The 23,508-nt window shown below is 35.9% G+C and carries 10 protein-coding genes; 1 reads left to right on the forward strand and 9 read right to left on the reverse strand.

What is annotated here, in order from left to right:
* Positions 1 to 201 precede the first annotated feature (201 nt).
* The 4 genes from P177_RS14660 to P177_RS14675 form a co-directional block, all read right to left on the reverse strand.
* Positions 202 to 4,662: a Calx-beta domain-containing protein gene (locus tag P177_RS14660; protein WP_036155925.1), complete on the reverse strand. Its 4,461-nt coding sequence runs from the start codon at positions 4,660 to 4,662 to the stop codon at positions 202 to 204.
* Positions 4,663 to 4,971: 309 nt separating this feature from the next.
* Entirely contained in the window at positions 4,972 to 6,912 is a 1,941-nt protein-coding gene (locus P177_RS14665) for an OmpA family protein (protein WP_036158558.1), read from the reverse strand.
* A 15-nt stretch (positions 6,913 to 6,927) separates the two neighbouring features.
* A complete protein-coding gene (locus tag P177_RS14670) occupies positions 6,928 to 7,881 on the reverse strand; it encodes a PorP/SprF family type IX secretion system membrane protein (protein WP_036155926.1) in 954 nt (317 codons plus the stop codon).
* Positions 7,882 to 7,894: 13 nt separating this feature from the next.
* Positions 7,895 to 11,857: an Ig-like domain-containing protein gene (locus P177_RS14675; protein ID WP_051941862.1), complete on the reverse strand. Its 3,963-nt coding sequence runs from the start codon at positions 11,855 to 11,857 to the stop codon at positions 7,895 to 7,897.
* 386 nt (positions 11,858 to 12,243) lie between these two features.
* Here P177_RS14675 and P177_RS14680 point away from each other — a divergent pair, with 386 nt between their 5' ends.
* Positions 12,244 to 13,833: a peptide chain release factor 3 gene (locus P177_RS14680; RefSeq protein ID WP_036155928.1), complete on the forward strand. Its 1,590-nt coding sequence runs from the start codon at positions 12,244 to 12,246 to the stop codon at positions 13,831 to 13,833.
* Between the two features lie 31 nt (positions 13,834 to 13,864).
* On the opposite strand, the gene P177_RS14685 is transcribed toward P177_RS14680, so the two are convergent.
* The 5 genes from P177_RS14685 to rplJ all read right to left on the reverse strand — a co-directional run bounded on the left by P177_RS14685 (position 13,865) and on the right by rplJ (position 23,484).
* Entirely contained in the window at positions 13,865 to 14,179 is a 315-nt protein-coding gene (locus tag P177_RS14685; protein WP_036155930.1) for a DUF3467 domain-containing protein, read from the reverse strand.
* A gap of 56 nt (positions 14,180 to 14,235) precedes the next feature.
* Entirely contained in the window at positions 14,236 to 18,534 is a 4,299-nt protein-coding gene (gene rpoC, locus P177_RS14690) for a DNA-directed RNA polymerase subunit beta' (protein ID WP_036155932.1), read from the reverse strand.
* Positions 18,535 to 18,597: 63 nt separating this feature from the next.
* Positions 18,598 to 22,407, reverse strand: coding sequence for a DNA-directed RNA polymerase subunit beta (gene rpoB / locus P177_RS14695; protein ID WP_036155934.1), 3,810 nt, complete (start codon positions 22,405 to 22,407; stop codon positions 18,598 to 18,600).
* Positions 22,408 to 22,539: 132 nt separating this feature from the next.
* Positions 22,540 to 22,917 carry a 50S ribosomal protein L7/L12 gene (gene rplL / locus P177_RS14700; RefSeq protein ID WP_036155937.1) on the reverse strand — a complete coding sequence of 126 codons (378 nt, stop codon included), beginning with the start codon at positions 22,915 to 22,917 and terminating at the stop codon, positions 22,540 to 22,542.
* A gap of 51 nt (positions 22,918 to 22,968) precedes the next feature.
* Positions 22,969 to 23,484, reverse strand: coding sequence for a 50S ribosomal protein L10 (gene rplJ, locus P177_RS14705; RefSeq protein ID WP_036155939.1), 516 nt, complete (start codon positions 23,482 to 23,484; stop codon positions 22,969 to 22,971).
* Positions 23,485 to 23,508 lie beyond the last annotated feature (24 nt).

The following is a 23,508-nucleotide window of genomic DNA, read 5'->3' on the forward strand; positions in this document are numbered from 1 at the left end:
ATTGTTATACTGCCAATACGGGGGAGATATTTAGCATGGTTCTATATTATAAAATTCCGCTAAAGGAATGGAGTTTAAAAAAAAATGTTGTCAAAGGTGTTAAGGGCATTATTAACAATGAATAAGATGTTGTCTAACCGGACTAACCCCAATAAAAAGCAAGCTTGAGCTAATATTAGCTTCTTAAAATTATCTTATTATTTAATTACTTTTAATACGATAAGTTATATTCCTATTGGTAATAACAGTGTAACCACTTATTATAATTTCTGGAGAAAATTCAGAAGTTGAGCTATTTCTTGTTCCTGTAGTAGTAATTAAGTCTCCTACAACGGTACCAGAAGGCAAAGGAAATACAAACTTATATTTATTTGTATTATCTGTATTACCATCATCATCTAAATATGAAGATGAAGAAGCATCTTGGTCATTACTACTACCCTCTACAGCTGTACCAATATAAGTTTGACCTTCGCCATAGTCTTGGGTAAGTCCTAATTGATTATCTCCTAAAGTAGCGGTACCTTCATTAACATCTGTAAAAAACACCTCAACAGTACTACCTGGTGATGCCCAACCCATAACTACTAGGTTGGTTCCAGATATAAAAGCAGAATTAATAATTGGAAAATTTTGTAAATTATTGGCACCTGAATCAGAATCTGTATTGTCATTAAGAGTAACCCCGTCCCTATTAAGATCAATACCTAAGCTAGGTACTACAGTACCGTTTGCATATATACTATTTTGACTTATAGTATTTGTTGCACCAGATAAGACAACTATACCCTCACTACCATTAGAATAAATTCTATTTTGCTCTATAACCGATCCATTACCAGAAAGTTTAATAGCCATACCTTCATAGGTACCACTACAATTACCACCATTTAGACCTGATGACAGTATGTTATTGTTTGAAACCGTTACTCCATCCACATCATCAATTTCAATTCCTGATGCAGCAGCCGTTTCTATTAAATTTTCTTGAATAACTATGTTACTGCCATCTTTTACAAAAATGTTATCAGAACAAGCTGAATCACCATTCAGTTCTAAATTATTCAGTTGAACTGTACTTCTTGTACCTCCATTGATATAAATACCTGCATCAGTATTTGAAGATATATAATTAGAAAGAGCGGACAACTCACCACCAGTTTGTTCTATACCATAATCAATGCTACCTGCTCCTGACCCAGTTGCATCAACACCTAACAAATTATTTGAAATGGTTGCAGAGCCACCTTGAACGCGAATACCGGCATTATTATTTGCGTAAACGGATACTCCTCTAATAATAACATCTGTTCCATTTAAATCTAGAACATCTCCCCCAATTCTATGAATTTGTATTTCTGGTCTATCATAATTTGGTAATGTCGTATTTGAAATACCTACACCAACACCACCCGAACCTACTGTACCTGAATTTGTATTTCCTGAATATGAAGTTTGTGTTCTACCGTCAATAACTGTAGTTGTACCAGTGACTACGGGAAAAGTATCAGAATTTGACATTGTGATATTAAAATAACCATTTGCAAAATTAACATCTGCAGTTCTGCCTAAGGGGTCATTGGTAGAAGGTATCATAAAAATAGAAGTATCCTCACCTGCTTCTGGATCAAACAGTCCATTCGCTTCTATATCCAACCCAACCTCTCCAATTGTATTAGAATTCAATATAAATTGTGAAAACGAACCCTGACCAGCTTCATTGGTATTAACTACAGTATTAAAATTGAAGCCGAAGTTTATACCTACTACTCCATTTCCTTCTACTTCTACGTTTGATCTACTTTGTGCATTATTAATAACACCTAAGGATACATCTTGAAAAGCAGTTGGATCAGCTCCTCCTACTTCATTGGTAATATCTACGATACCACCTGAATCCGTTTCAGTTCTATAGGTCTGTACTGGATAGCATGAAGAACAATTAGGACCATTATCTCTGGTTGATCTTACGGTTGAACTTACTACTTTAATAAGATAATTACCATCTGCCATACCTCCAAACGAGTAGCTTCCATTAGCCTCTGTATTTTTTCTTTGGATAAAAGTGCCGGAGGAATCAAAAAGTTCGACAATGGCACCGGAAATGCCAACCCCGCTTGAAGCTACTTGATCTCTCCCTGCCCCACCAGGGTAGTTTACATCCTCATAAACACGACCTGCAATAAGGTTAGATGGTACTTTTAGCACCACTGCTGCTGAAATCACAAAATCTTGACCGACATCAACGTTTGCTGTTACCTCACTATCCGCTGGTTGAATAAATGAGGAAATATCATAGGTATCCAAATCAACACCATAAGTATTTGCATTATTATAAACCGGTGTTACAGTATTATCATAAATGGTAGAGTTATACGAATTATTACCTGATTGACCTCCATCTCCAGTAAGCACAAAATTTTGATTTCTTTGATTTGTAATAGATAGTTCTTCAGGATTTGTAGAGCCTGAACTTGACCCATTTAGATCTGGATCACCTTCCCATGATAAAAACGAAGCTTTTGCTCCAGTACCAGAGATAGCATAAAACGAATCTAATGTAAATGAATTACCATCATTACTAAGCCCATCAAAACCTTGATACAAGTTAATATTTACAGCGGGCAAAGAACGATCTTCATAAAAAACCATTAATGCCCAGCCACCCAAAACGGTACTAGTACTACAGTATTCTCCCGTATTATTAATCGTAAGACCACTGAAATCAAAAACATTACTAGACAAATTAGAAACACCTTGAACAATTGTGGTTACATCACTTACGTAGCCAAAAAAGTTTCTATTCCCCAAAGAAGTTTGATACAAAAAATTGGCGGAAACGCTTTGCCCTTCAAAAATCACATCCGCATCACGTACTGTACTTGAATGTGACCAATATAGGTATGCTCTTTCTACCGTGGCTGTTCCTGGAACCGGTGAAACTAAACTATTGGAAGAGGATGAGGTAACCGCACACGGATTACCTCCATTTGGACTTGTACGCATTGTACCACCAGTTGTAGAATAGTCATAATATCCATCAAACTCTTGAAATAGAGTTAAAGGGTCATTCGCTAAAATTTGGGAGTTAATTGTCCCCTTTCCTGTATCGTTATAATTTACTACAGCGTACTGAGCAGTTGCACCTGTAAACACAATATCGAAATCTTCTGCAAATTCGGGTACTCCATCATTTGCTATGGGTACTGAAATAGTCTGAACATTATTCAATTCTCCTGTAAATGTCAATGTTCCAGCTGTTGTGGTATAATCGCTACCGGCAAGTGCCAAACCATCTACAGTTTGAAAATCTACAGTAAAAGGTGCTTCAATAAAACCGAATAAAAATACATTTCTACCATGGGCCGCCCTGGTAGACCGCACTGTAAAAACAGCATTACCTACATCTTCATCAATAGTTATATCTTCAATTATGATAATTGGTCCATCAGGAAAACAATTAATTTCAGCTTCCCATCCGGCACCGGTATTGCTTCCGTTGGAAACAAACCTAAATGTTAAACAACCGGATGCAGCGGAAGAATTTATTGAAGTGGGAACATTGGCACTGTCATACTGACCAATTAAAGTTGCTCCAGTAGAATTACCATCATATATATACAACAAGTCACCAGAGACAATTTCAAAGCTTGTGAAATTAACATTTAAATAGGTATCTACCGTATCAGGACATATGGTATACGTTACATCTTGATTATTGCTGTAATTCGAAAGTCCACCTGGATCAAAGAAAGTATCACTACAGGTTGTTGCACTTCCTCCATCAGTCATTATTAATGCATCGTCATCAGTTATGGTAACTATAGCCGTGTCACTAATATCAACTTGCGGGTCTGAAGACAATGTAAATTGAAGCGAGAAATTTTCAGGATTTTCTATGGCGGCATCATTTAGAATAGGAACCGTAACAGTTTCAGTATCACCCGCATTACCATTAAAGCTTAAAATACCTGAGGTTGAAGTATAATCACTACCGTCTAAAGCCGAACCATCAACAGTTTCATAATTAACCGTGAAAGGAGTTGTAGCATTAGTTCCCGAATGTCTTACGGTAAAGATTGCATTACCTGTATCCTCATCAACCGTTAAATCATCTACTTCAATTACTGGTATTGGTGCAGGAAAAGTTGCTGTCACCAAAAAATTATCAATAATAGCATAATCATTGTTATTCCAGTTATTACCTAATTTCTGAAATCTAAACGTGGTTGTCGCCGAAATATACCCCGAAATATCTTGACTAAAGGTTCCTGAACTATTATTTCCAGTTATAGTGGCAATTGTATTATAGGAAGCTCCTCCATTATTTGAAGCTTGAATTGCTAAAAACCTATTACTAAGACTAGATGTTTGCCATGTGAAACTTAAATTAGCAGTACTAGCCCCATCTAAATTTACAGATCTACGTATTGTTTCAGACCATATATAATAAAATTCTAACCTGTTACTACTAATTCTAATATATTGGCTATTTGGTCCCAAATCATTATCACCAGTTTCTATCCAATTAGTAGAAAAATTAGAGCTACCATTATTATTTGAATATGAGACACTGCTAAAGTTATCGCGATAAGTTTCTTGCGCATAGAAACTTGTAGCACAAAAGAAAAAAAATAGATAATAAAACTGCTTTAAACTCATAATTATACATATGGGGGTATTGATATTCTAAATCATTATGCAATCAATATCATCTGTAAAAATAATAACGTAATTAAGCTGAAACTAACTTTTGTTGTGAAGTATGCCTATAACCACATGAACACATGGAATGATGCTGTCTAAATAAAAATATATGCTAATAAAGAGACTGCATTTTATCTATCACTACCATTAAAACATAAGTATTAGCCTATTATACTAAAACTAAAAACAACATCTTTTTAAAAAAATAGGGTAAAAAAAAGCGACCTATTTCTAGGTCGCTTTAAAATATTTAATGCTGTCTTATTATTCTAGAATAATAAACTCTGACCTTCTATTTAAATCATGTTTTGCTGCAGAACATTTTACACCATCTGAACATTCATTCAATAACTTTGTTTCACCAAAACCTTCGCTGACCAATCTGTCTTTAGAGATACCTTTATTAATCATATAATTAACTGTAGATTCTGCTCTTTTACCTGACAACCAAAGATTATAGGCGGCAGGACCCCTACTATCTGTATGAGAATTTACTTTTAACTTTAAACTAGGATATTTTTCCATAGCAGCAATTACTTTTTCTATTTCTACTTCTGAAACTTTTTTAATATCATATTTATCGAAATCGAAATAAATAGTACTTAGCTGTAAAAGTTTCGCTAGGTCATCTCCAAACCCTCCGGTTATATTATCCCTTTCCAGATAAAAATCAATAATTTTTGGTTTTCCATCAGATACACCTATGTATTCTTCAAAAGGGACATACCCCTCCATCAGTGCCCTTACAAAGTTTCCTTTAGTACAATCAAGTTCCAAAGTATAATTACCATCAGAATCAGTAATCGTGGATAATACCTCTTCATTATTCTCGTTGATAACCTTTATAGTAGCTCCAACTAAAACTTCATTAGAAATTTTATCTCTTACAGTACCAGTAACTTTTTGAAGACAATCAAAAACCAAAGGTCTTGTTTCTGTAAAGCTATAAATATCATCATATCCCATACCCTCTTCGCGGTTAGATGCTACATAACCTGTTCTTAACTCCTCATTAAAAATAAAGGTAAAGTCATCACTATTACTATTTATAGGTTCGCCAACATTTAAAACTTTACCAGTAAAATCTTGGTCTTCAATTTTGGTAGCAAATACATCTAATCCTCCCAAACCTGGGTGACCATCTGAAGAAAAGTATAAAATTTCTTCGCTAGTTATATAAGGAAATGTTTCTCTAGCTTCTGTATTAATATTTGAACCTAAATTTTGAGGTGTACCAAAGGTACGATCTTCATTAATAGACACCATAAATAAATCTGATGCACCAAGGGTACCAGGCATATCAGATACAAAATATAAAGTATTCTCATCTGGACTTAAAGCCGGATTGGCAGCTGAATAAGAATCGCTATTAAAAGGTAGTTCTTCTACTTCTCCCCATATACCTTCATCAGTTAGTACAGCTCTTAGAATTTTTAATCTAACGATACCTTTATCATCCTTTACAGTTTTTCTCTTTTCAGAATTATTACGCGTAAAATACATGGTCTTACCATCTTTAGTAACCACAGAAGTGGACTCATGATAACGTGTATTAATATTTTCACTTAATTTCTTTACATGATCAACTGTAGTACTATCTGAATTTACCACATAGAGATCCAAGAAATCTTTAGCATTCCATGTATGGCGATATCTTGCAAAATTACCGGTATCTCTATCCGAAGAAAATATTAATCCTTCTTTATAAAATGAAGGAGCAAAATCAGAATAAGGGGAGTTATATTCAAAAGGTCCTAAATTATATCTACCTGAATTCTCTTCAATTTCTGACATGAAATTTCGATCATCATCAAAAGCAGTAGCGCGACCATCACTTTTAGTTACTTCTATAAATTTATTCATTATAGATTTAGAGGTATCGTATTCACCTATGGTTTTTAATGATTGAGCATATTTAAAATAATCTTCAGGGGTAACCTCTGCAGAATAATCTGCCACTAATTTCTTGTACGTTTCTGCTGCATCTGTGTAGTCTGCATTATAATAATATGAATTACCCAATTTTCTTAGTAAGTCTGCCGAAACATACCCCTTATCCATCACTTTTTTATAGATATCTATAGCAGGACTGAAAGAATATGAGTCAAACTTTTCATTACCTTTTTGAATTAATCGCTCTTGAGCATTAACCAACCCTTGGATGAACAATAAGGCTACTATTAATAATTTTACTGTATACTTCATATATAAGTTTGCCATTTAGAAAAAACGAGGTGAAACCAATCTTTGAAATGATTTTACCAATTCATATCTTAAGAGTACTTCAAATGATCCATCGTTAAATTGTGTACCACCTAAATCTGTAGTTTCCCTATCATAAGCTAAACCAACCATAAATTGATCTGAAATTTGAAACCCAGCCATTGCACTAACCGCCGCATCCCATCTATAGGCTGCGCCAAAAGTAAACTTCTCATTGAACATAAAATTTGCGGAAAAATCAACTTGTAAAGGAGCTCCTCCTACTACTTTAGTCAATAATGCTGGCTTAAACTTTAAATTTCCATTCAAATCAAATACATAACCCGTAATTAAATAGAAGTTAATTCTATCTTTAGATAAAAACTGCGTATCATTTGCATCTTGTTGCGAACTGTCAAAATGTTCCGTTTCAAATAAGTTAGGTGCAGAAAGACCTGCGTAAAACTTAGATGAATGGTAGTAAAGACCCACACCTACATTTGGTGAAAACCGGTTTTCAATATTATCAGTTCTTACAACTTCCTCATCAAAATTTCGAAGCTGACTAAAGTCTAAATTCATTAAATTACCACCTGCCTTCAATCCAAATGAGAATTTACCTTCAGCAGATACATCAATGGTATAGGAAAGAACAGCATCAAAATAAGTTTCTTGAACAGCACCTTCACCTATTTCATCATTAACAATTGAAAATCCATACCCTAATTTACTATTTCTAATAGGAGACTGAATATTCAATGTCTGTGTTGAAGGTGCTCCTTCCAAACCTACCCATTGCGATCTATGCAAAGCAGTTATACTCAACTGCCCCCTTGAGCCAGCGTAAGCAGGATTGACACTCATGGTATTAAACATGTACTGTGTATATTGAGCATCTTGTTGGGCAATTGCGCTACCAAACATGAGCATTAAACCTCCAAACAGGATTAAGAACTTATTTTTAATATTCATATTTTATCAACTATTATCTACTAATATAAAGATATTCACTATCAACCTTGTTTTCTCCTTCAAAGGTAGTATAATCAAATATATAGAAATATATTCCGGCTGGAAGATAATCATCTGTACTTAACGTAGACCTACCTCTTGACCTACCGTCAAATACATTATTTTGATTATTATAATTTTCACCTTCGTAAACTGCAACACCCCATCTATTGAATATTTTTAAGGTACTGCTACGGATTTTATCTACACCTCTAATGAATAAGAATTCGTTTCTACCATCACCATTTGGTGTCACCATTTGATTTACTTCGATTGGATTATCGTCTGTTTCTGTAGGATCATTATCTACAACTAATATTTCAACAGTTGCAGTATCACAATTACCTAGTGCATCACAAACAGTGTACTCGATAGTATCTGTTCCTTCGTATCCGTCATTTGGAGTATATGTGATCGTATCATCGGATATATCATCGGGCGTACCTCCATCATTGATTTCCACCGTTCCGTTTGATGGATCAGTTACCGTTAACGTTCCATCCGTAGGAATCCCAGAATCATTGTCTAGAATATCTATTTCTATTGGAGTGTCAATTGGGGTAGAAACAGAATCATCCACAACATCAAGCGCAACGGGCTCCCCAACTGTAATGGTTACCGTAGCAGTATCGCAATTGCCTTCAGCATCACAAACAGTGTACTCGATAGTATCTGTTCCTTCGTATCCGTCATTTGGAGTATATGTAATCGTATCATCGGATATATCATCAGGTGTACCTCCATCATTGATTTCCACCGTTCCGTTAGACGGATCAGTTACCGTTAAAGTTCCGTCGGTAGGAATCCCAAAATCATTGTCAAGAATATCGATTTCTATTGGAGTGTCAATTGGGGTAGAAACAGAATCATCCACAACATCAAGCGCAACGGGCTCTCCAACTGTAATGGTTACCGTAGCAGTATCGCAATTGCCTTCAGCATCACAAACAGTGTACTCGATAGTATCTGTTCCTTCGTATCCGTCATTTGGAGTATATGTGATCGTATCATCGGATATATCATCAGGTGTACCTCCATCATTGATTTCCACCGTTCCGTTAGACGGATCAGTTACCGTTAAAGTTCCGTCGGTTGGAATCCCAAAATCATTGTCAAGAATATCGATTTCTATTGGAGTATCTACTGGCGTTGAAACTATATCATCAATAGCATCTAAATCTTCCATAGGTACAGTATCAGGATCCAAATAGTCCGGAGTACCATCATTATCACTATCATCATTGGTAGGGTCGCCATCATTGTTCGCGTCCTCGTCAGGAGTATCGATACCATCGCCATCGTCATCAAGATCACGGTAATTTACATCTTCTGTACCATCCGTATCAGGTAAATCGTTAGCAGGATCATCAATCTCATCATTGACATCGAAACCATCGTTCACATCAAAACCTTCGTAACCATCATCAAGTCCGTCACCATCCGTATCGATACCTGTAAATGTCTGATCGGGTATACCGTCAAAATTAAAATCGTTACCCTCGTTGTTATCGAAAACCAAATCATTGTCGCTATCATCATCTAAATAATCTTCCTCATCAGTACCATCAGTATTAACAGGTGTAAGTCCATCAGGGTATGCACTGTTGACACCATCGTTTGAAGCATACGTTGCGGCATCGTCCTCGTTTGGAGCTATATAACCGTCAGTTGTCTGTGCCTCTACATTATCTGGAATACCATCATCGTCGCTATCGATATCCAAATGATTAGGTATTCCATCATTGTCAGTATCCAAAGGATCTGTCAACGGGTCGTTGTCACCATCTAAATCAGGATCCTCTTCAGTATCCAAAATACCATCGTTATCATCATCAAGATCAGCACTGTCAGGAACCCCGTCCCCATCGGTATCGGGTCCAGGACTGTCTGGATCAAGATAATCAGGCGTACCATCATTATCACTATCATCGTTGATAGGGTCGCCATCATTGTTCGCGTCCTCGTCAGGAGTATCGATACCATCGCCATCATCATCAAGATCACGGTAATTTACATCTTCTGTACCATCCGTATCAGGTAAATCGTTAGCAGGATCATCAATCTCATCATTGACATCGAAACCATCGTTCACATCAGAACCTTCGTAACCATCATCAAGTCCGTCACCATCCGTATCGATACCTGTAAATGTCTGATCGGGAATACCGTCAAAATTAAAATCGTTACCCTCGTTGTTATCGAAAACCAAATCATTGTCGCTATCACCATCTAAATAATCTTCCTCATCAGTACCATCAGTATTAACAGGTGTAAGTCCATCAGGATACGCACTGTTGACACCATCGTTTGAAGCATACGTTGCGGCATCGTCCTCGTTTGGAGCTATATAACCGTCAGTTGTCTGTGCCTCTACATTATCTGGAATACCATCATCGTCGCTATCGATATCCAAATGATTAGGTATTCCATCATTGTCAGTATCCAAAGGATCTGTCAACGGGTCGTTGTCACCATCTAAATCAGGATCCTCTTCAGTATCCAAAATACCATCGTTATCATCATCAAGATCAGCACTGTCAGGAACCCCGTCCCCATCGGTATCGGGTCCAGGACTGTCTGGATCAAGATAATCAGGTGTACCATCATTATCACTATCATCATTGGTAGGGTCGCCATCATTGTTCGCATCCTCGTCCGGAGTATCGATACCATCGCCATCGTCATCAAGATCACGGTAATTTACATCTTCTGTACCATCCGTATCAGGTAAATCGTTAGCAGGATCATCAATCTCATCATTGACATCGAAACCATCGTTCACATCAGAACCTTCGTAACCATCATCAAGTCCGTCACCATCCGTATCGATACCTGTAAAGGTCTGATCGGGAATACCGTCAAAATTAAAATCGTTACCCTCGTTGTTATCCGGAACCAAATCATTGTCGCTATCATCATCTAAATAATCTTCCTCATCAGTACCATCAGTATTCACAGGTGTAAGTCCATCAGGGTATGCACTGTTGACACCATCGTTTGAAGCATACGTTGCGGCATCGTCCTCGTTTGGCGCTATATAACCGTCAGTTGTCTGTGCCTCTACATTATCCGGAATACCATCATCGTCGCTATCGATATCCAAATGATTAGGTATTCCATCATTGTCAGTATCCAAAGGATCTGTCAACGGGTCGTTGTCACCATCTAAATCAGGATCCTCTTCCGTATCCAAAATACCATCGTTATCATCATCAAGATCAGCACTGTCAGGAACCCCGTCACCATCGGTATCGGGTCCAGGTTCTGCTTGACACACTAAAGGTCTCAAACTTAAAATAATAGCACTATGAAAAGGTGAAGTTGTATAAAACTCTATCTGGTTTGCAACTGAGTTAGATTTCCAAGTAAACCTTTCATGTTCATCAATAATGTGATTTGTGTTGTTTTGGATATAATAATTATCACCTTCAATATTAGAGGTTAAACCATTTGCTAAAACTGCAGTAGTGAAGTCATAATTTACGCCATCTAATGCTACGATTCCATCCCTACTATTGGCAGCTGTCAGCTCTGAATGTTTAGCAGTTATATAAACCGGAACCGAACCAGAAACCGTAAAAGTCGTACTAAACCCTTCACGGACCATAAATAATCCTGAGCTAAAAGTACTTCCCCCTGTCATCGATAGAAGAATACTACCTTCAGGCAATCCCCATTTGTAGCTAACATCAATATTATTAACGGCTAAACTTCCATCATAAATACCGCTTCCGACACCTAAATCTTCTGCACGTATCTCTTTAGAATCTAATTCAACACAACTATCTGTTGCTATTAAAGTATTAACTCTATGCTTATCTATAACCTCTATTCCAAATAAATTGAAAACATAAAAAAAGGTTAGAAAGCAAAAATTAAATAGCCTAGAGTTTTTTAATATAAACCCGACCGTTTTAAAAAAAGTAATTTTACCCATAAGTGTTAGTGTTTTACTAATCACCATGGCATTTGGTAGTGTTTTTAATTGTTCGTTATAAGAAAGTGGGGCAGTCTTATTAAACGATGCTAAGATATATTATAATTGAATCAACTCAAATTCTTTTTCGATTAACCAAAGAAATAAAGGGGCAATCGGCAAAAAACGCGCAATAATTAATTAAGAATATTTAACATTTCAATATTATTTACGTGGAATTCTTAATAAAAGACTATAAAATATTTAATAATATATACCTTATTTACACACACGCACATAACTCACAGTTAATCAGTTTTATACACAAGAAAATAAATTTACCCTACCCACAGCATTTCATAAATCTTAAGAATTGAATTTATATTACTTTTGCACAAATTTTGAATATGACCTTTAAGCAAGAAATAGCACGTAGAAGAACCTTTGGAATAATTTCTCACCCAGATGCAGGTAAAACTACATTAACTGAAAAATTATTACTTTTTGGTGGTGCAATTCAAGAAGCGGGAGCTGTTAAAAACAATAAAATCAAAAAAACCGCTACCAGTGATTTCATGGAAATTGAAAGACAAAGAGGTATTTCTGTAGCCACTTCTGTTCTTGCTTTTAATTATAAAGACAAAAAAATCAACATTCTTGACACTCCTGGTCACAAAGACTTCGCTGAAGACACTTTTAGAACCTTAACTGCAGTTGATAGTGTAATTGTTGTTATTGACGTTGCAAAGGGTGTTGAAGAACAAACCGTAAAACTGGTTGAAGTTTGCAGGATGCGTAAAATACCAATGCTGGTATTCATTAATAAGTTGGATAGAGAAGGGCAAGATGCCTTTGATCTATTAGATGAATTGGAACAAAAATTAGGTCTTTCCGTTACTCCGCTGAGTTTTCCAATTGGCATGGGTTACGATTTTAAAGGTATCTATAACATCTTTGAAAAAAATATCAATCTTTTTAGTGGTGATAGTAAAAAGAACATTGAAGAGACTATTGCTTTTGACGATGTTGCAAATCCGGAGTTAGATAAAATAATAGGAAGTAAAGCAGCATCTGAATTAAGAGATAACTTAGAATTGGTTTGGGGTGTTTACCCAAGTTTTGACAAAGAACTATATCTTAAAGGCGACCAACAACCTGTATTCTTTGGTTCTGCGTTAAACAATTTTGGTGTTAGAGAGCTATTAGATTGTTTTGTTCAAATAGCACCTACCCCACGTTCAAAAAATGCAGAAGAGCGCCTTGTTGAAGCAAATGAAAAAGAAATGACTGGATTTGTTTTTAAAATCCATGCAAACATGGACCCTAAGCATAGAGATAGATTAGCTTTCATTAAAATAGTGTCTGGCACTTTTGAAAGAAACAAACCTTATTTACACGTTAGAAATGGTAAAAAATTAAAATTCTCGAGTCCTAATGCATTTTTTGCCGAAAAGAAAGAAATTGTAGATATTTCATATCCAGGAGATATTGTAGGATTGCATGATACAGGTAATTTTAAAATCGGAGATACATTAACAGAAGGCGAAAGTCTACATTACAAAGGCATTCCAAGCTTTTCTCCCGAACACTTTAGGTATATCAACAATGCCGACCCTATGAAGTCCAAACAGCTCTACAAAGGAATTGACCAATTAATGGATGAAGGTGTAGCCCAATTATTTACTTTAGAATTAAATGGCAGAAAAGTTATTGGAACTGTAGGTGCTTTACAGTTTGAAGTTATTCAATATAGACTGGAACATGAATATGGAGCTAAATGTAGTTACGAGAACTTTAATGTTTATAAAGCATGTTGGGTAGGCACAGAAAACAGAAAAACAGATGAGTTCAAAGAATTTGAACGTGTAAAGCAAAAATTCTTGGCAAAGGACAAAAAAGGTCAATTAGTGTTTTTAGCAGATTCCCAATTCTCCCTGCAAATGACGCAGCAAAAATATCCCTCTGTAAAACTACACTTTACCTCTGAATTCGAATAAAAAAAGCCCAACTTTATACGTTGGGCTTTTTTTATGCTTCACCAGTCGGACCAAAGTTCATTGGTATTGAAGGCTGTTCATAATCCTTTATTGTACCATTAGCTTTTTCAAACCGTTGTACATTATCATTCAATGCTTTTAAAAACTTCTTAGCATGTTGCGGGGTAAGTATAATTCTACTCTTCACCTTTGCCTTTGGAGCTCCTGGCATCATACTAATAAAATCAACTACAAATTCAGAAACTGAATGATTAATAATAGCTAGATTAGAATAAATTCCTTCTGCCATCTTCTCATCCAATTCAATATTAATTTGTTTTTGACTCGGATTCTTATTGTCACTCATATTATAGTTTTATTAAAAAAATAACCCCCAAATAAAATTTGAGGGTTAGTATAAAATTAGAATCTTAATGCCTCTTTTCTGGCCATTATTTCATCATATTCTTCTTTGGATCCAACAATAATGCTATCATAGTCTCTCATACCCGTACCAGCCGGAATCTTATGACCAACAATAACATTCTCCTTAAGACCTTCTAATGTATCAATCTTACCACTTACAGCAGCTTCATTTAACACCTTAGTCGTTTCCTGGAACGATGCAGCAGAAATAAATGATTTCGTCTGTAATGATGCCCTTGTAATACCTTGTAATATTGGAGTTGCAGTTGCTGAAACAGCATCTCTGGCTTCAACCAATGCCTTATCTCCACGTCTTAATAAAGAATTTTCATCCCTTAACTCTCTAGGAGTAACAATTTGACCTGGTTTAAGGTTATCAGAATCACCTGCTTCCATTACCACTTTCTTACCAAAGATTTCATCATTCTCCCTAATGAAATCATCTTTATGAATCAATTGATTCTCTAAGAAGATTGTATCACCTGGATCTTGAATTCTTACTTTACGCATCATTTGTCTAACAACGACCTCAAAGTGTTTGTCATTAATCTTCACACCTTGTAATCTATAAACTTCCTGAACTTCGTTTACCAAGTACTGTTGAACAGCAGATGGTCCTTTAATTGCCAAGATATCTTCTGGAGTAATAGAACCATCAGACAATGGCATACCAGCTCTAACATAATCGTTTTCTTGTACTAAGATTTGATTAGAAAGTTTCACTAGATATTTCTTAACCTCGCCTAATTTAGATTCAATGATAATTTCCCTGTTACCTCTCTTGATCTTACCAAAAGAAACTACACCATCAATTTCAGATACTACAGCTGGGTTTGAAGGATTTCTTGCTTCGAATAATTCAGTAACTCTTGGAAGACCACCCGTAATATCACCTGCCTTAGCGGATTTACGCGGAATCTTAACCAACGTCTTACCTTCCTTAATCTTATCTCCATCATCTACCATAATGTGAGAACCTACAGGCAGGTTGTACGAACGTAAAGTTTCACCTTTAGCATCTTGAATCAATAATGTTGGTATCAACTTCTTGTTTCTAGATTCAGAAATAACTTTTTCTTGGAAACCGGTTTGCTCATCAATTTCAACTTGATAAGTTACACCTTGTTCAATATTCTCATAAGCAATCTTACCTGGGAATTCTGAAACGATAACACCGTTATATGGATCCCAAGAACAGATTACATCTCCTTTAGCAACCTTAGCTCCGTTCTCAACAAATAATTGTGAACCGTAAGGAATATTACTTGTACTTAGAGTAATACCTGTTTTAGCATCAACAACTTTTATCTCACTAGTTCTAGAGATTACAATTTCAGCTGGCTTACCATCTGAACCTTCACCAGTAACTGTTCTCAAATCTTCAATTTCAGCAACACCGGAGAATCTCACTTCTAATTTGTTATCTTCAGAAATGTTACCTGCAATACCACCTACGTGGAATGTTCTAAGTGTAAGCTGTGTCCCAGGCTCACCAATTGACTGAGCAGCAACAACACCTACGGCTTCACCTCTTTGTACCATTTTATTGGTTGAAAGGTTTCTTCCGTAACATTTAGCACAAATTCCTTTTTCAGCTTCACAAGTAAGAGCAGAACGTACTTCGATTTTCTCAATCGGAGATGCTTCAACTCTCTTCACATCAGCTTCCATTATTTGCTGACCAGCTTGAAGTACTAATTCTTCGGTCATTGGGTTATATACATCATGTAATGATACACGACCTAAAATTCTTTCACCTAAGCTTTCAACGATTTCTTCATTCTTCTTAAGCGCCTGAACTTCTACACCTCTCAGTGTTCCACAGTCTTCGGTGTTAATAATAACATCTTGAGAAACATCTACCAATCTTCTTGTTAAGTAACCAGCATCTGCCGTTTTCAAAGCGGTATCCGCAAGACCCTTACGTGCACCGTGAGTAGAAATAAAGTACTCAAGAATTGAAAGACCTTCTTTAAAGTTAGAAAGAATCGGGTTTTCAATAATCTCCCCACCACCGGCAGTAGATTTTTTAGGCTTAGCCATCAAACCACGCATACCTGTTAACTGGCGAATTTGTTCTTTAGAACCCCTTGCACCAGAATCAAGCATCATATACACCGAGTTGAAACCCTGCTGATCCTCACGGATACGTTTCATAGCCAACTCTGTTAATTGAGCGTTAGTAGATGTCCAAACATCAATAACCTGATTATATCTTTCATTGTTAGTAATAAGACCCATGTTATAATTGGCCATAATACCATCAACCTGAACATTGGCTTCACCGATCATGTCCATTTTTTCAGCAGGAATAATAATATCCCCTAAACTAAAGGACAATCCACCTTTGAAAGCGAATTCATATCCCATAGTCTTAATCTTATCCAAGAATGCAGCTGTAACAGGAACACTAGTTACCGCTAAAATATCGCCAATAATATTTCTTAAGGCTTTCTTATTTAATACTTGGTTAATAAAACCTGCTTCCTCTGGTACGTGATTATTAAATAATACACGACCTACGGTAGTAGGTATAATTTTATAAACCAACTCACCCTCTTCATTGAAATCTTTAGCTCTAACTTTAATACCTGCATTAAGATTTACCATGCCTTCATTAAAAGCAATCTCCACCTCTTCTGCTGAATAAAATGTTAAACCTTCACCAATAATTGGTACTTCTGGTGTTGATTTACGCTCTTTGGTCATATAATACAGACCCAAGACCATATCCTGTGATGGTACCGTAATAGGTGAACCATTCGCAGGGTTTAATATGTTTTGAGAAGCAAGCATCAATAGTTGTGCTTCTAAAATTGCTTCTGGTCCTAATGGTAAGTGAACCGCCATTTGATCCCCATCAAAATCCGCATTAAATGCAGTACATGCCAATGGGTGAAGACGAATTGCTTTACCTTCTATTAATTTAGGTTGGAAAGCTTGAATACCTAAACGGTGTAATGTAGGAGCCCTGTTTAATAAAACTGGGTGACCTTTCAATACATTCTCTAAAATATCCCAAACTACAGGCTCTTTTTTGTCTATAATTTTCTTAGCGGACTTTACTGTTTTTACAATACCTCTTTCTATCAGTTTTCTGATTACAAAAGGCTTGTATAATTCAGCAGCCATATCTTTTGGAAGACCACATTCGTATAAGTTCAATTCCGGTCCAACAACAATTACCGAACGTGCAGAATAATCAACACGCTTACCAAGTAAGTTTTGACGGAAACGACCTTGCTTACCTTTTAATGAATCTGAAAGTGACTTTAACGGTCTGTTAGATTCAGTTTTTACAGCAGATGCCTTTCTTGTATTATCAAATAAAGAATCGACAGCTTCCTGAAGCATACGTTTCTCATTTCTAAGAATAACTTCTGGTGCTTTAATTTCTACTAATCTCTTCAAACGGTTGTTACGAATAATAACCCTTCTATAAAGATCATTTAAATCTGAAGTTGCAAAACGACCTCCATCTAATGGCACTAATGGACGTAATTCTGGTGGTATAACCGGAATTACTTTCATAATCATCCATTCTGGCTCATTTTCTCTATTCTCCTGAGATTCTCTTAAAGCTTCTACAACTTGCAAACGTTTTAAAGCTTCCGTTTTACGTTGTTTAGACGTTTCTGTGTTTGCTTTATGTCTTAGCTCAAAAGAAAGTTCTTTAAGGTTTATTCTACCTAACAAATCAATTAAACACTCTGCTCCCATTTTAGCAATAAACTTATTTGGGTCAGAATCTTCTAAATATTGATTTTCTTGAGGAATAGTATCAATAATATTTAAATACTCCTCTTCAGTCAAGAAATCCATTTTTTGGATTTCTTCTCCTTCAGGACCTTTAGCTATACCTGGCTGAATAACTACGTAACGTTCGTAGTAAATTATCATATCCAATTTCTTGGACGGCAAACCTAATAAGTATCCTATTTTATTTGGTAAAGAACGGAAATACCAGATATGAGCAACCGGTACTACCAAGTTAATATGACCTACACGATCTCTACGAACTTTTTTCTCTGTAACCTCTACACCACAACGGTCACATACGATCCCACGGTAACGAATACGCTTGTATTTACCACAAGCACATTCATAATCCTTAACTGGACCAAAAATACGCTCACAGAATAAACCATCACGTTCTGGTTTGTGAGTTCTATAGTTAATTGTTTCAGGCTTTAAAACTTCACCTCTAGACTCTGCCAAAATAGATTCTGGCGAAGCTAATCCTATTGAAATTTTATCGAACCTTTTTACTGGGTTATTATCTTTTATTCTAGCCATAATAGCGTGCTGATAATGTTTTAATTTGTTTTACTTAATAGTTCTTCAATATAAAATATTGAACTATTCCTCAAGTCTAATATCCAAACCTAATCCCTTAAGTTCGTGCATTAAAACGTTGAAAGATTCTGGTAAACCAGGTTCTGGCATTGTCTCACCTTTAACGATAGATTCATAGGTTTTAGCTCTTCCGATAACATCATCAGATTTAACCGTTAAAATCTCGCGTAAAGTTGCAGATGCACCATAAGCCTCAAGTGCCCAAACTTCCATTTCTCCAAAACGCTGACCACCAAATTGAGCTTTACCACCCAATGGTTGTTGTGTAATTAAAGAGTATGGTCCTATTGAACGAGCATGCATCTTATCATCTACCATGTGTCCAAGTTTCAACATATAGATCACACCTACCGTTGCAGGTTGATCAAAACGTTGTCCAGTTCCACCATCATATAAGTATGTATGACCAAATCTTGGAATACCTGCTTCGTCAGTATAAGCATTAATTTGATCTAAAGTAGCACCATCAAAAATTGGAGTCGCGTACTTTCTACCAAGTTTAAGCCCAGCCCAACCTAATACAGTTTCATAAATCTGTCCAATGTTCATACGAGAAGGTACACCCAGTGGATTAAGAACGATATCAACAGGAGTTCCATCTTCCAAGAACGGCATATCTTCATGACGCACTATTCTAGATACAATACCTTTGTTACCGTGTCTACCTGCCATCTTATCACCAACTTTAAGCTTACGCTTTTTAGCAATATAGACTTTAGCCAACTTCATAATACCAGCTGGTAACTCATCACCAACAGATATTGTAAACTTATCTCTTCTCAAGTTACCTTGTAAATCGTTAAGTTTAATTTTATAGTTATGAAGCAAATCAGCTACTAATGAATTAGTATCACTATCTGTTGTCCAGCTTCCACCAACTAAGTGAGCGAAATCATCAACAGAATTCAACATTTTCATCGTATACTTTTTACCCTTAGGTAATACTTCTTCACCTAAATCATTTAGAACACCTTGAGAAGTTTTACCATTAACTATAGTAAATAATTTCTCAACAAGAACATCTTTCAATTCTTGGAATTTTACTTCATATTCTAATTCCAGTTTAGATAACTCTTCTTTATCTTCAGAACGTTTTCTCTTGTCTTTAACTGATCTAGAGAATAATTTCTTATCGATTACAACACCTCTTAACGAAGGTGAAGCTTTTAATGAAGCATCTTTTACATCACCAGCCTTGTCACCAAAAATAGCACGTAATAATTTTTCTTCTGGAGTTGGATCTGATTCTCCTTTAGGAGTAATCTTACCTATTAGAATATCACCAGGCTTAACCTCTGCTCCAATTCTAATCATACCATTTTCATCAAGGTCTTTTGTAGCCTCTTCTGAAACGTTAGGTATGTCATGCGTAAGCTCTTCTGCTCCTAATTTAGTATCTCTAACATCTAAAGAATACTCATCAACGTGAATAGACGTGAAAATATCATCACGAACAACTTTTTCAGAAATTACAATAGCATCCTCAAAGTTATATCCTTTCCATGGCATAAACGCAACTGTTAAGTTTCTACCTAATGCTAATTCACCTTTTTCAGTTGCATAACCTTCACAAAGAACTTGACCTTTTTTAACTCTATCACCAACTTGTACAATTGGTTTCAAGTTAATGTTCGTTCCTTGGTTGGTCTTTCTAAACTTCACCAAGAAATAAGTCTTACTATCGTCCTCGAAACTGATTAATCTTTCTTCATCAGTTCTATCATACTTAATAGTAACTTTTTGAGCATCTACATACTCAATAACACCATCACCTTCTGCATTGATCAGTACTCTTGAATCTGAAGCTACTTGACGTTCCAAACCTGTACCAACAATTGGCGATTGTGGTTTTAACAACGGAACTGCCTGACGCATCATGTTAGATCCCATCAAAGCCCTGTTTGCATCATCATGTTCCAAGAAAGGAATTAAAGATGCAGAAATAGATGCAATTTGATTTGGAGCAACATCCGTATATTGAATTTCTGATGGATCTACAACAGGGAAATCACCTTCTTCCCTTGCAATAACCTTTTCAGCATCAATTGTACCGTCTTCTTTCATAGGAATATTCGCTTGCGCGATTTTCATTCCTTCTTCCTCCTCAGCACTTAAATATGCGAAATTCTTATAATCTACTACAGAATCCGTAACTTTTCTATATGGTGTCTCTAAGAAGCCCATCGGATTTACTTTCGCAAATACAGATAAAGAAGATATCAAACCAATGTTCGGACCTTCTGGAGTTTCAATAGGACATAAACGACCGTAGTGCGTATAGTGAACATCACGTACTTCAAAACCTGCGCGCTCTCTAGATAAACCACCTGGACCTAATGCAGATAATCTTCTTTTGTGCGTAATCTCTGCTAACGGATTTGTTTGATCCATAAACTGAGATAACTGGTTTGTACCAAAGAAAGAATTAATAACTGAAGACAATGTCTTCGCATTAATTAAATCTATAGGTGTAAACACCTCATTATCACGAACGTTCATACGCTCACGGATTGTTCTTGCCATACGCGCAAGACCAACACCGAATTGAGAAGACAATTGCTCACCTACTGTTCTAACACGACGGTTAGACAAGTGATCAATATCATCAATTTCTGCTTTTGAGTTAATTAACTCAATTAAATATTTAATGATAGTTATGATATCTTCTTTAGTCAAGACTTGCTTGTCCATTCCAATATCCAACTGTAATTTTTTGTTCATTCTATAACGGCCAACTTCACCTAAGTTGTAACGTTGATCAGAGAAGAATAATTTATCTATAATACCACGTGCTGTTTCCTCATCTGGCGGCTCAGCATTACGTAATTGACGATAGATATGCTCAACTGCTTCTTTTTCAGAGTTCGTTGGATCTTTCTGTAATGTATTATGAATAATAGCATAATCAGATTGTGCATTATTCTCTTTATGTAAAAGAATAGTTTTTACATCTGCATCAATAATTTCTGCTATATGCTCTTTTTCAAGAATGGTATCTCTATCAAGTACAATCTCATTACGCTCGATCGATACAACCTCACCAGTATCCTCATCAACAAAATCCTCGTGCCAAGTGTTCAAAACTCTTGCTGCTAATTTACGACCAAGTACTTTTTTAAGTCCGGCATTAGAAACCTTAACTTCTTCCGATAGGTCGAAAATCTCTAATATATCCTTATCACGCTCAAAACCAATAGCCCTGAACAATGTAGTAACCGGTAATTTTTTCTTTCTATCGATATAAGCATACATAACGCCATTAATATCGGTAGCAAATTCTATCCAAGAACCTTTAAAAGGAATTACCCTAGCAGAATATAATTTTGTTCCATTTGCATGGAAAGACTGTCCAAAGAATACACCAGGAGAACGGTGCAACTGAGAAACAACAACCCTTTCAGCACCATTGATAACAAAGGTACCACTTGGAGTCATGTAAGGAATCGTACCTAAATAAACATCCTGTACAATTGTTTCGAAATCCTCATGCTCAGGATCCGTACAATATAATTTAAGACGTGCTTTTAAAGGAACGCTGTAAGTAAGACCACGTTCGATACATTCTTGAATAGAATATCTTGGTGGATCTATGAAATAATCTAAAAATTCCAATACAAACTGATTTCTTGTATCAGTAATTGGAAAATTTTCCATGAAGGTGTTATAAAGACCTTCGTTACCTCTTTCATCTGATTTAGTCTCTAGTTGAAAAAAGTCTTGGAAAGATTTAATCTGAATATCTAAGAAATCCGGGTAATCCGGTGTGTTTCTTGCGGAAGCGAAGCTTATTCTTTCAGTATTATTTGTGAACATCTACGGACAGTGTTTTGATCGTGAGTACTAAATGAGTAGTATACCTCTTAATATACCTAATTCTATAAAATGGCTTAGGTCTAAACGCAAAAAGCGCAAAGACCTAAACCAAAAGTAATATGGTTGTTGCTATTATTTAAGCTCAACTTCTGCTCCAGCTTCTTCCAATGATTTTTTGATACCTTCAGCCTCATCTTTAGTAACTGCTTCTTTAACAGCTTTTGGCGCGCTATCAACGATATCTTTCGCATCTTTCAAACCTAAACCAGTTAATTCCTTAACCAATTTAACTACTGCTAATTTAGAAGCACCTGCTGCTTTCAATATTACATCGAATTCAGTTTTTTCTTCTGCTGCTTCACCAGCTTCACCACCACCACCGGCAGCTACTGCTACTGCTGCTGCTGCAGGCTCAATACCGTACTCATCTTTTAATATATCAGCTAACTCGTTTACTTCTTTAACTGTTAAGTTAACTAATTGTTCTGCGAAATCTTTTAAATCTGCCATTTTCTATCGTTTAATAAAATTTTTAAAATATACTTAGTTTATTGTGCGTACTTATCTTTCAGATAATGTTTTAAGGATACCAGCGATTTTTCCACCACCAGATTTAAGTCCAGAAATAACATTTTTAGCTGGAGATTGTAATAATCCAATGATTTCTCCAATCATTTCTTCCTTAGACTTAATGCTAACTAAAGCATCCAAGTTTTCATCACCTATGTAAATTGCTTCTTCTACAAAAGCTCCTTTCAATAAAGGCTTATCAGATTTCTTTCTGAAATTCTTTATTAATTTTGCTGGAGCATTGGCAACCTCAGAAAACATAAGAGAAGTATTCCCTTTTAATATTTCCGGTAATTCACCAAATTCTTTATCAGAAGCTTCCATTGCCTTTGCAAGCAATGTATTTTTAACTACAGCTAGTCTAATATCAGCTTTAAAACAAGCTCTTCTTAAATCAGAAGTTGTTCCTGCATCTAAACCTGAGATATCAGCTACATATATAGTGCTGCTATCTGCCAACTGCGTAGTCAAATCTTTTATAACCGTTGCTTTTTCTTCTCTTGTCATACTATTAATTTTTAACTACCAGTT

It is taken from the genome of Maribacter forsetii DSM 18668 (genome assembly GCF_000744105.1).
GTDB classification, from domain to species: domain Bacteria; phylum Bacteroidota; class Bacteroidia; order Flavobacteriales; family Flavobacteriaceae; genus Maribacter; species Maribacter forsetii.

Excerpts from the sequence above, each read along its gene's own strand:
- P177_RS14680 (WP_036155928.1), top strand. The coding sequence starts at position 12,244 with ATGACCTTTAAGCAAGAAATAGCACGTAGAAGAACCTTTGGAATAATT.
- P177_RS14675 (WP_051941862.1), bottom strand. The coding sequence starts at position 11,857 with ATGGGTAAAATTACTTTTTTTAAAACGGTCGGGTTTATATTAAAAAAC.
- rplJ (WP_036155939.1), bottom strand. The coding sequence starts at position 23,484 with ATGACAAGAGAAGAAAAAGCAACGGTTATAAAAGATTTGACTACGCAG.
- rpoB (WP_036155934.1), bottom strand. The coding sequence starts at position 22,407 with ATGTTCACAAATAATACTGAAAGAATAAGCTTCGCTTCCGCAAGAAAC.
- P177_RS14670 (WP_036155926.1), bottom strand. The coding sequence starts at position 7,881 with ATGAATATTAAAAATAAGTTCTTAATCCTGTTTGGAGGTTTAATGCTC.
- P177_RS14685 (WP_036155930.1), bottom strand. The coding sequence starts at position 14,179 with ATGAGTGACAATAAGAATCCGAGTCAAAAACAAATTAATATTGAATTG.
- P177_RS14665 (WP_036158558.1), bottom strand. The coding sequence starts at position 6,912 with ATGAAGTATACAGTAAAATTATTAATAGTAGCCTTATTGTTCATCCAA.
- rpoC (WP_036155932.1), bottom strand. The coding sequence starts at position 18,534 with ATGGCTAGAATAAAAGATAATAACCCAGTAAAAAGGTTCGATAAAATT.
- P177_RS14660 (WP_036155925.1), bottom strand. The coding sequence starts at position 4,662 with ATGAGTTTAAAGCAGTTTTATTATCTATTTTTTTTCTTTTGTGCTACA.
- rplL (WP_036155937.1), bottom strand. The coding sequence starts at position 22,917 with ATGGCAGATTTAAAAGATTTCGCAGAACAATTAGTTAACTTAACAGTT.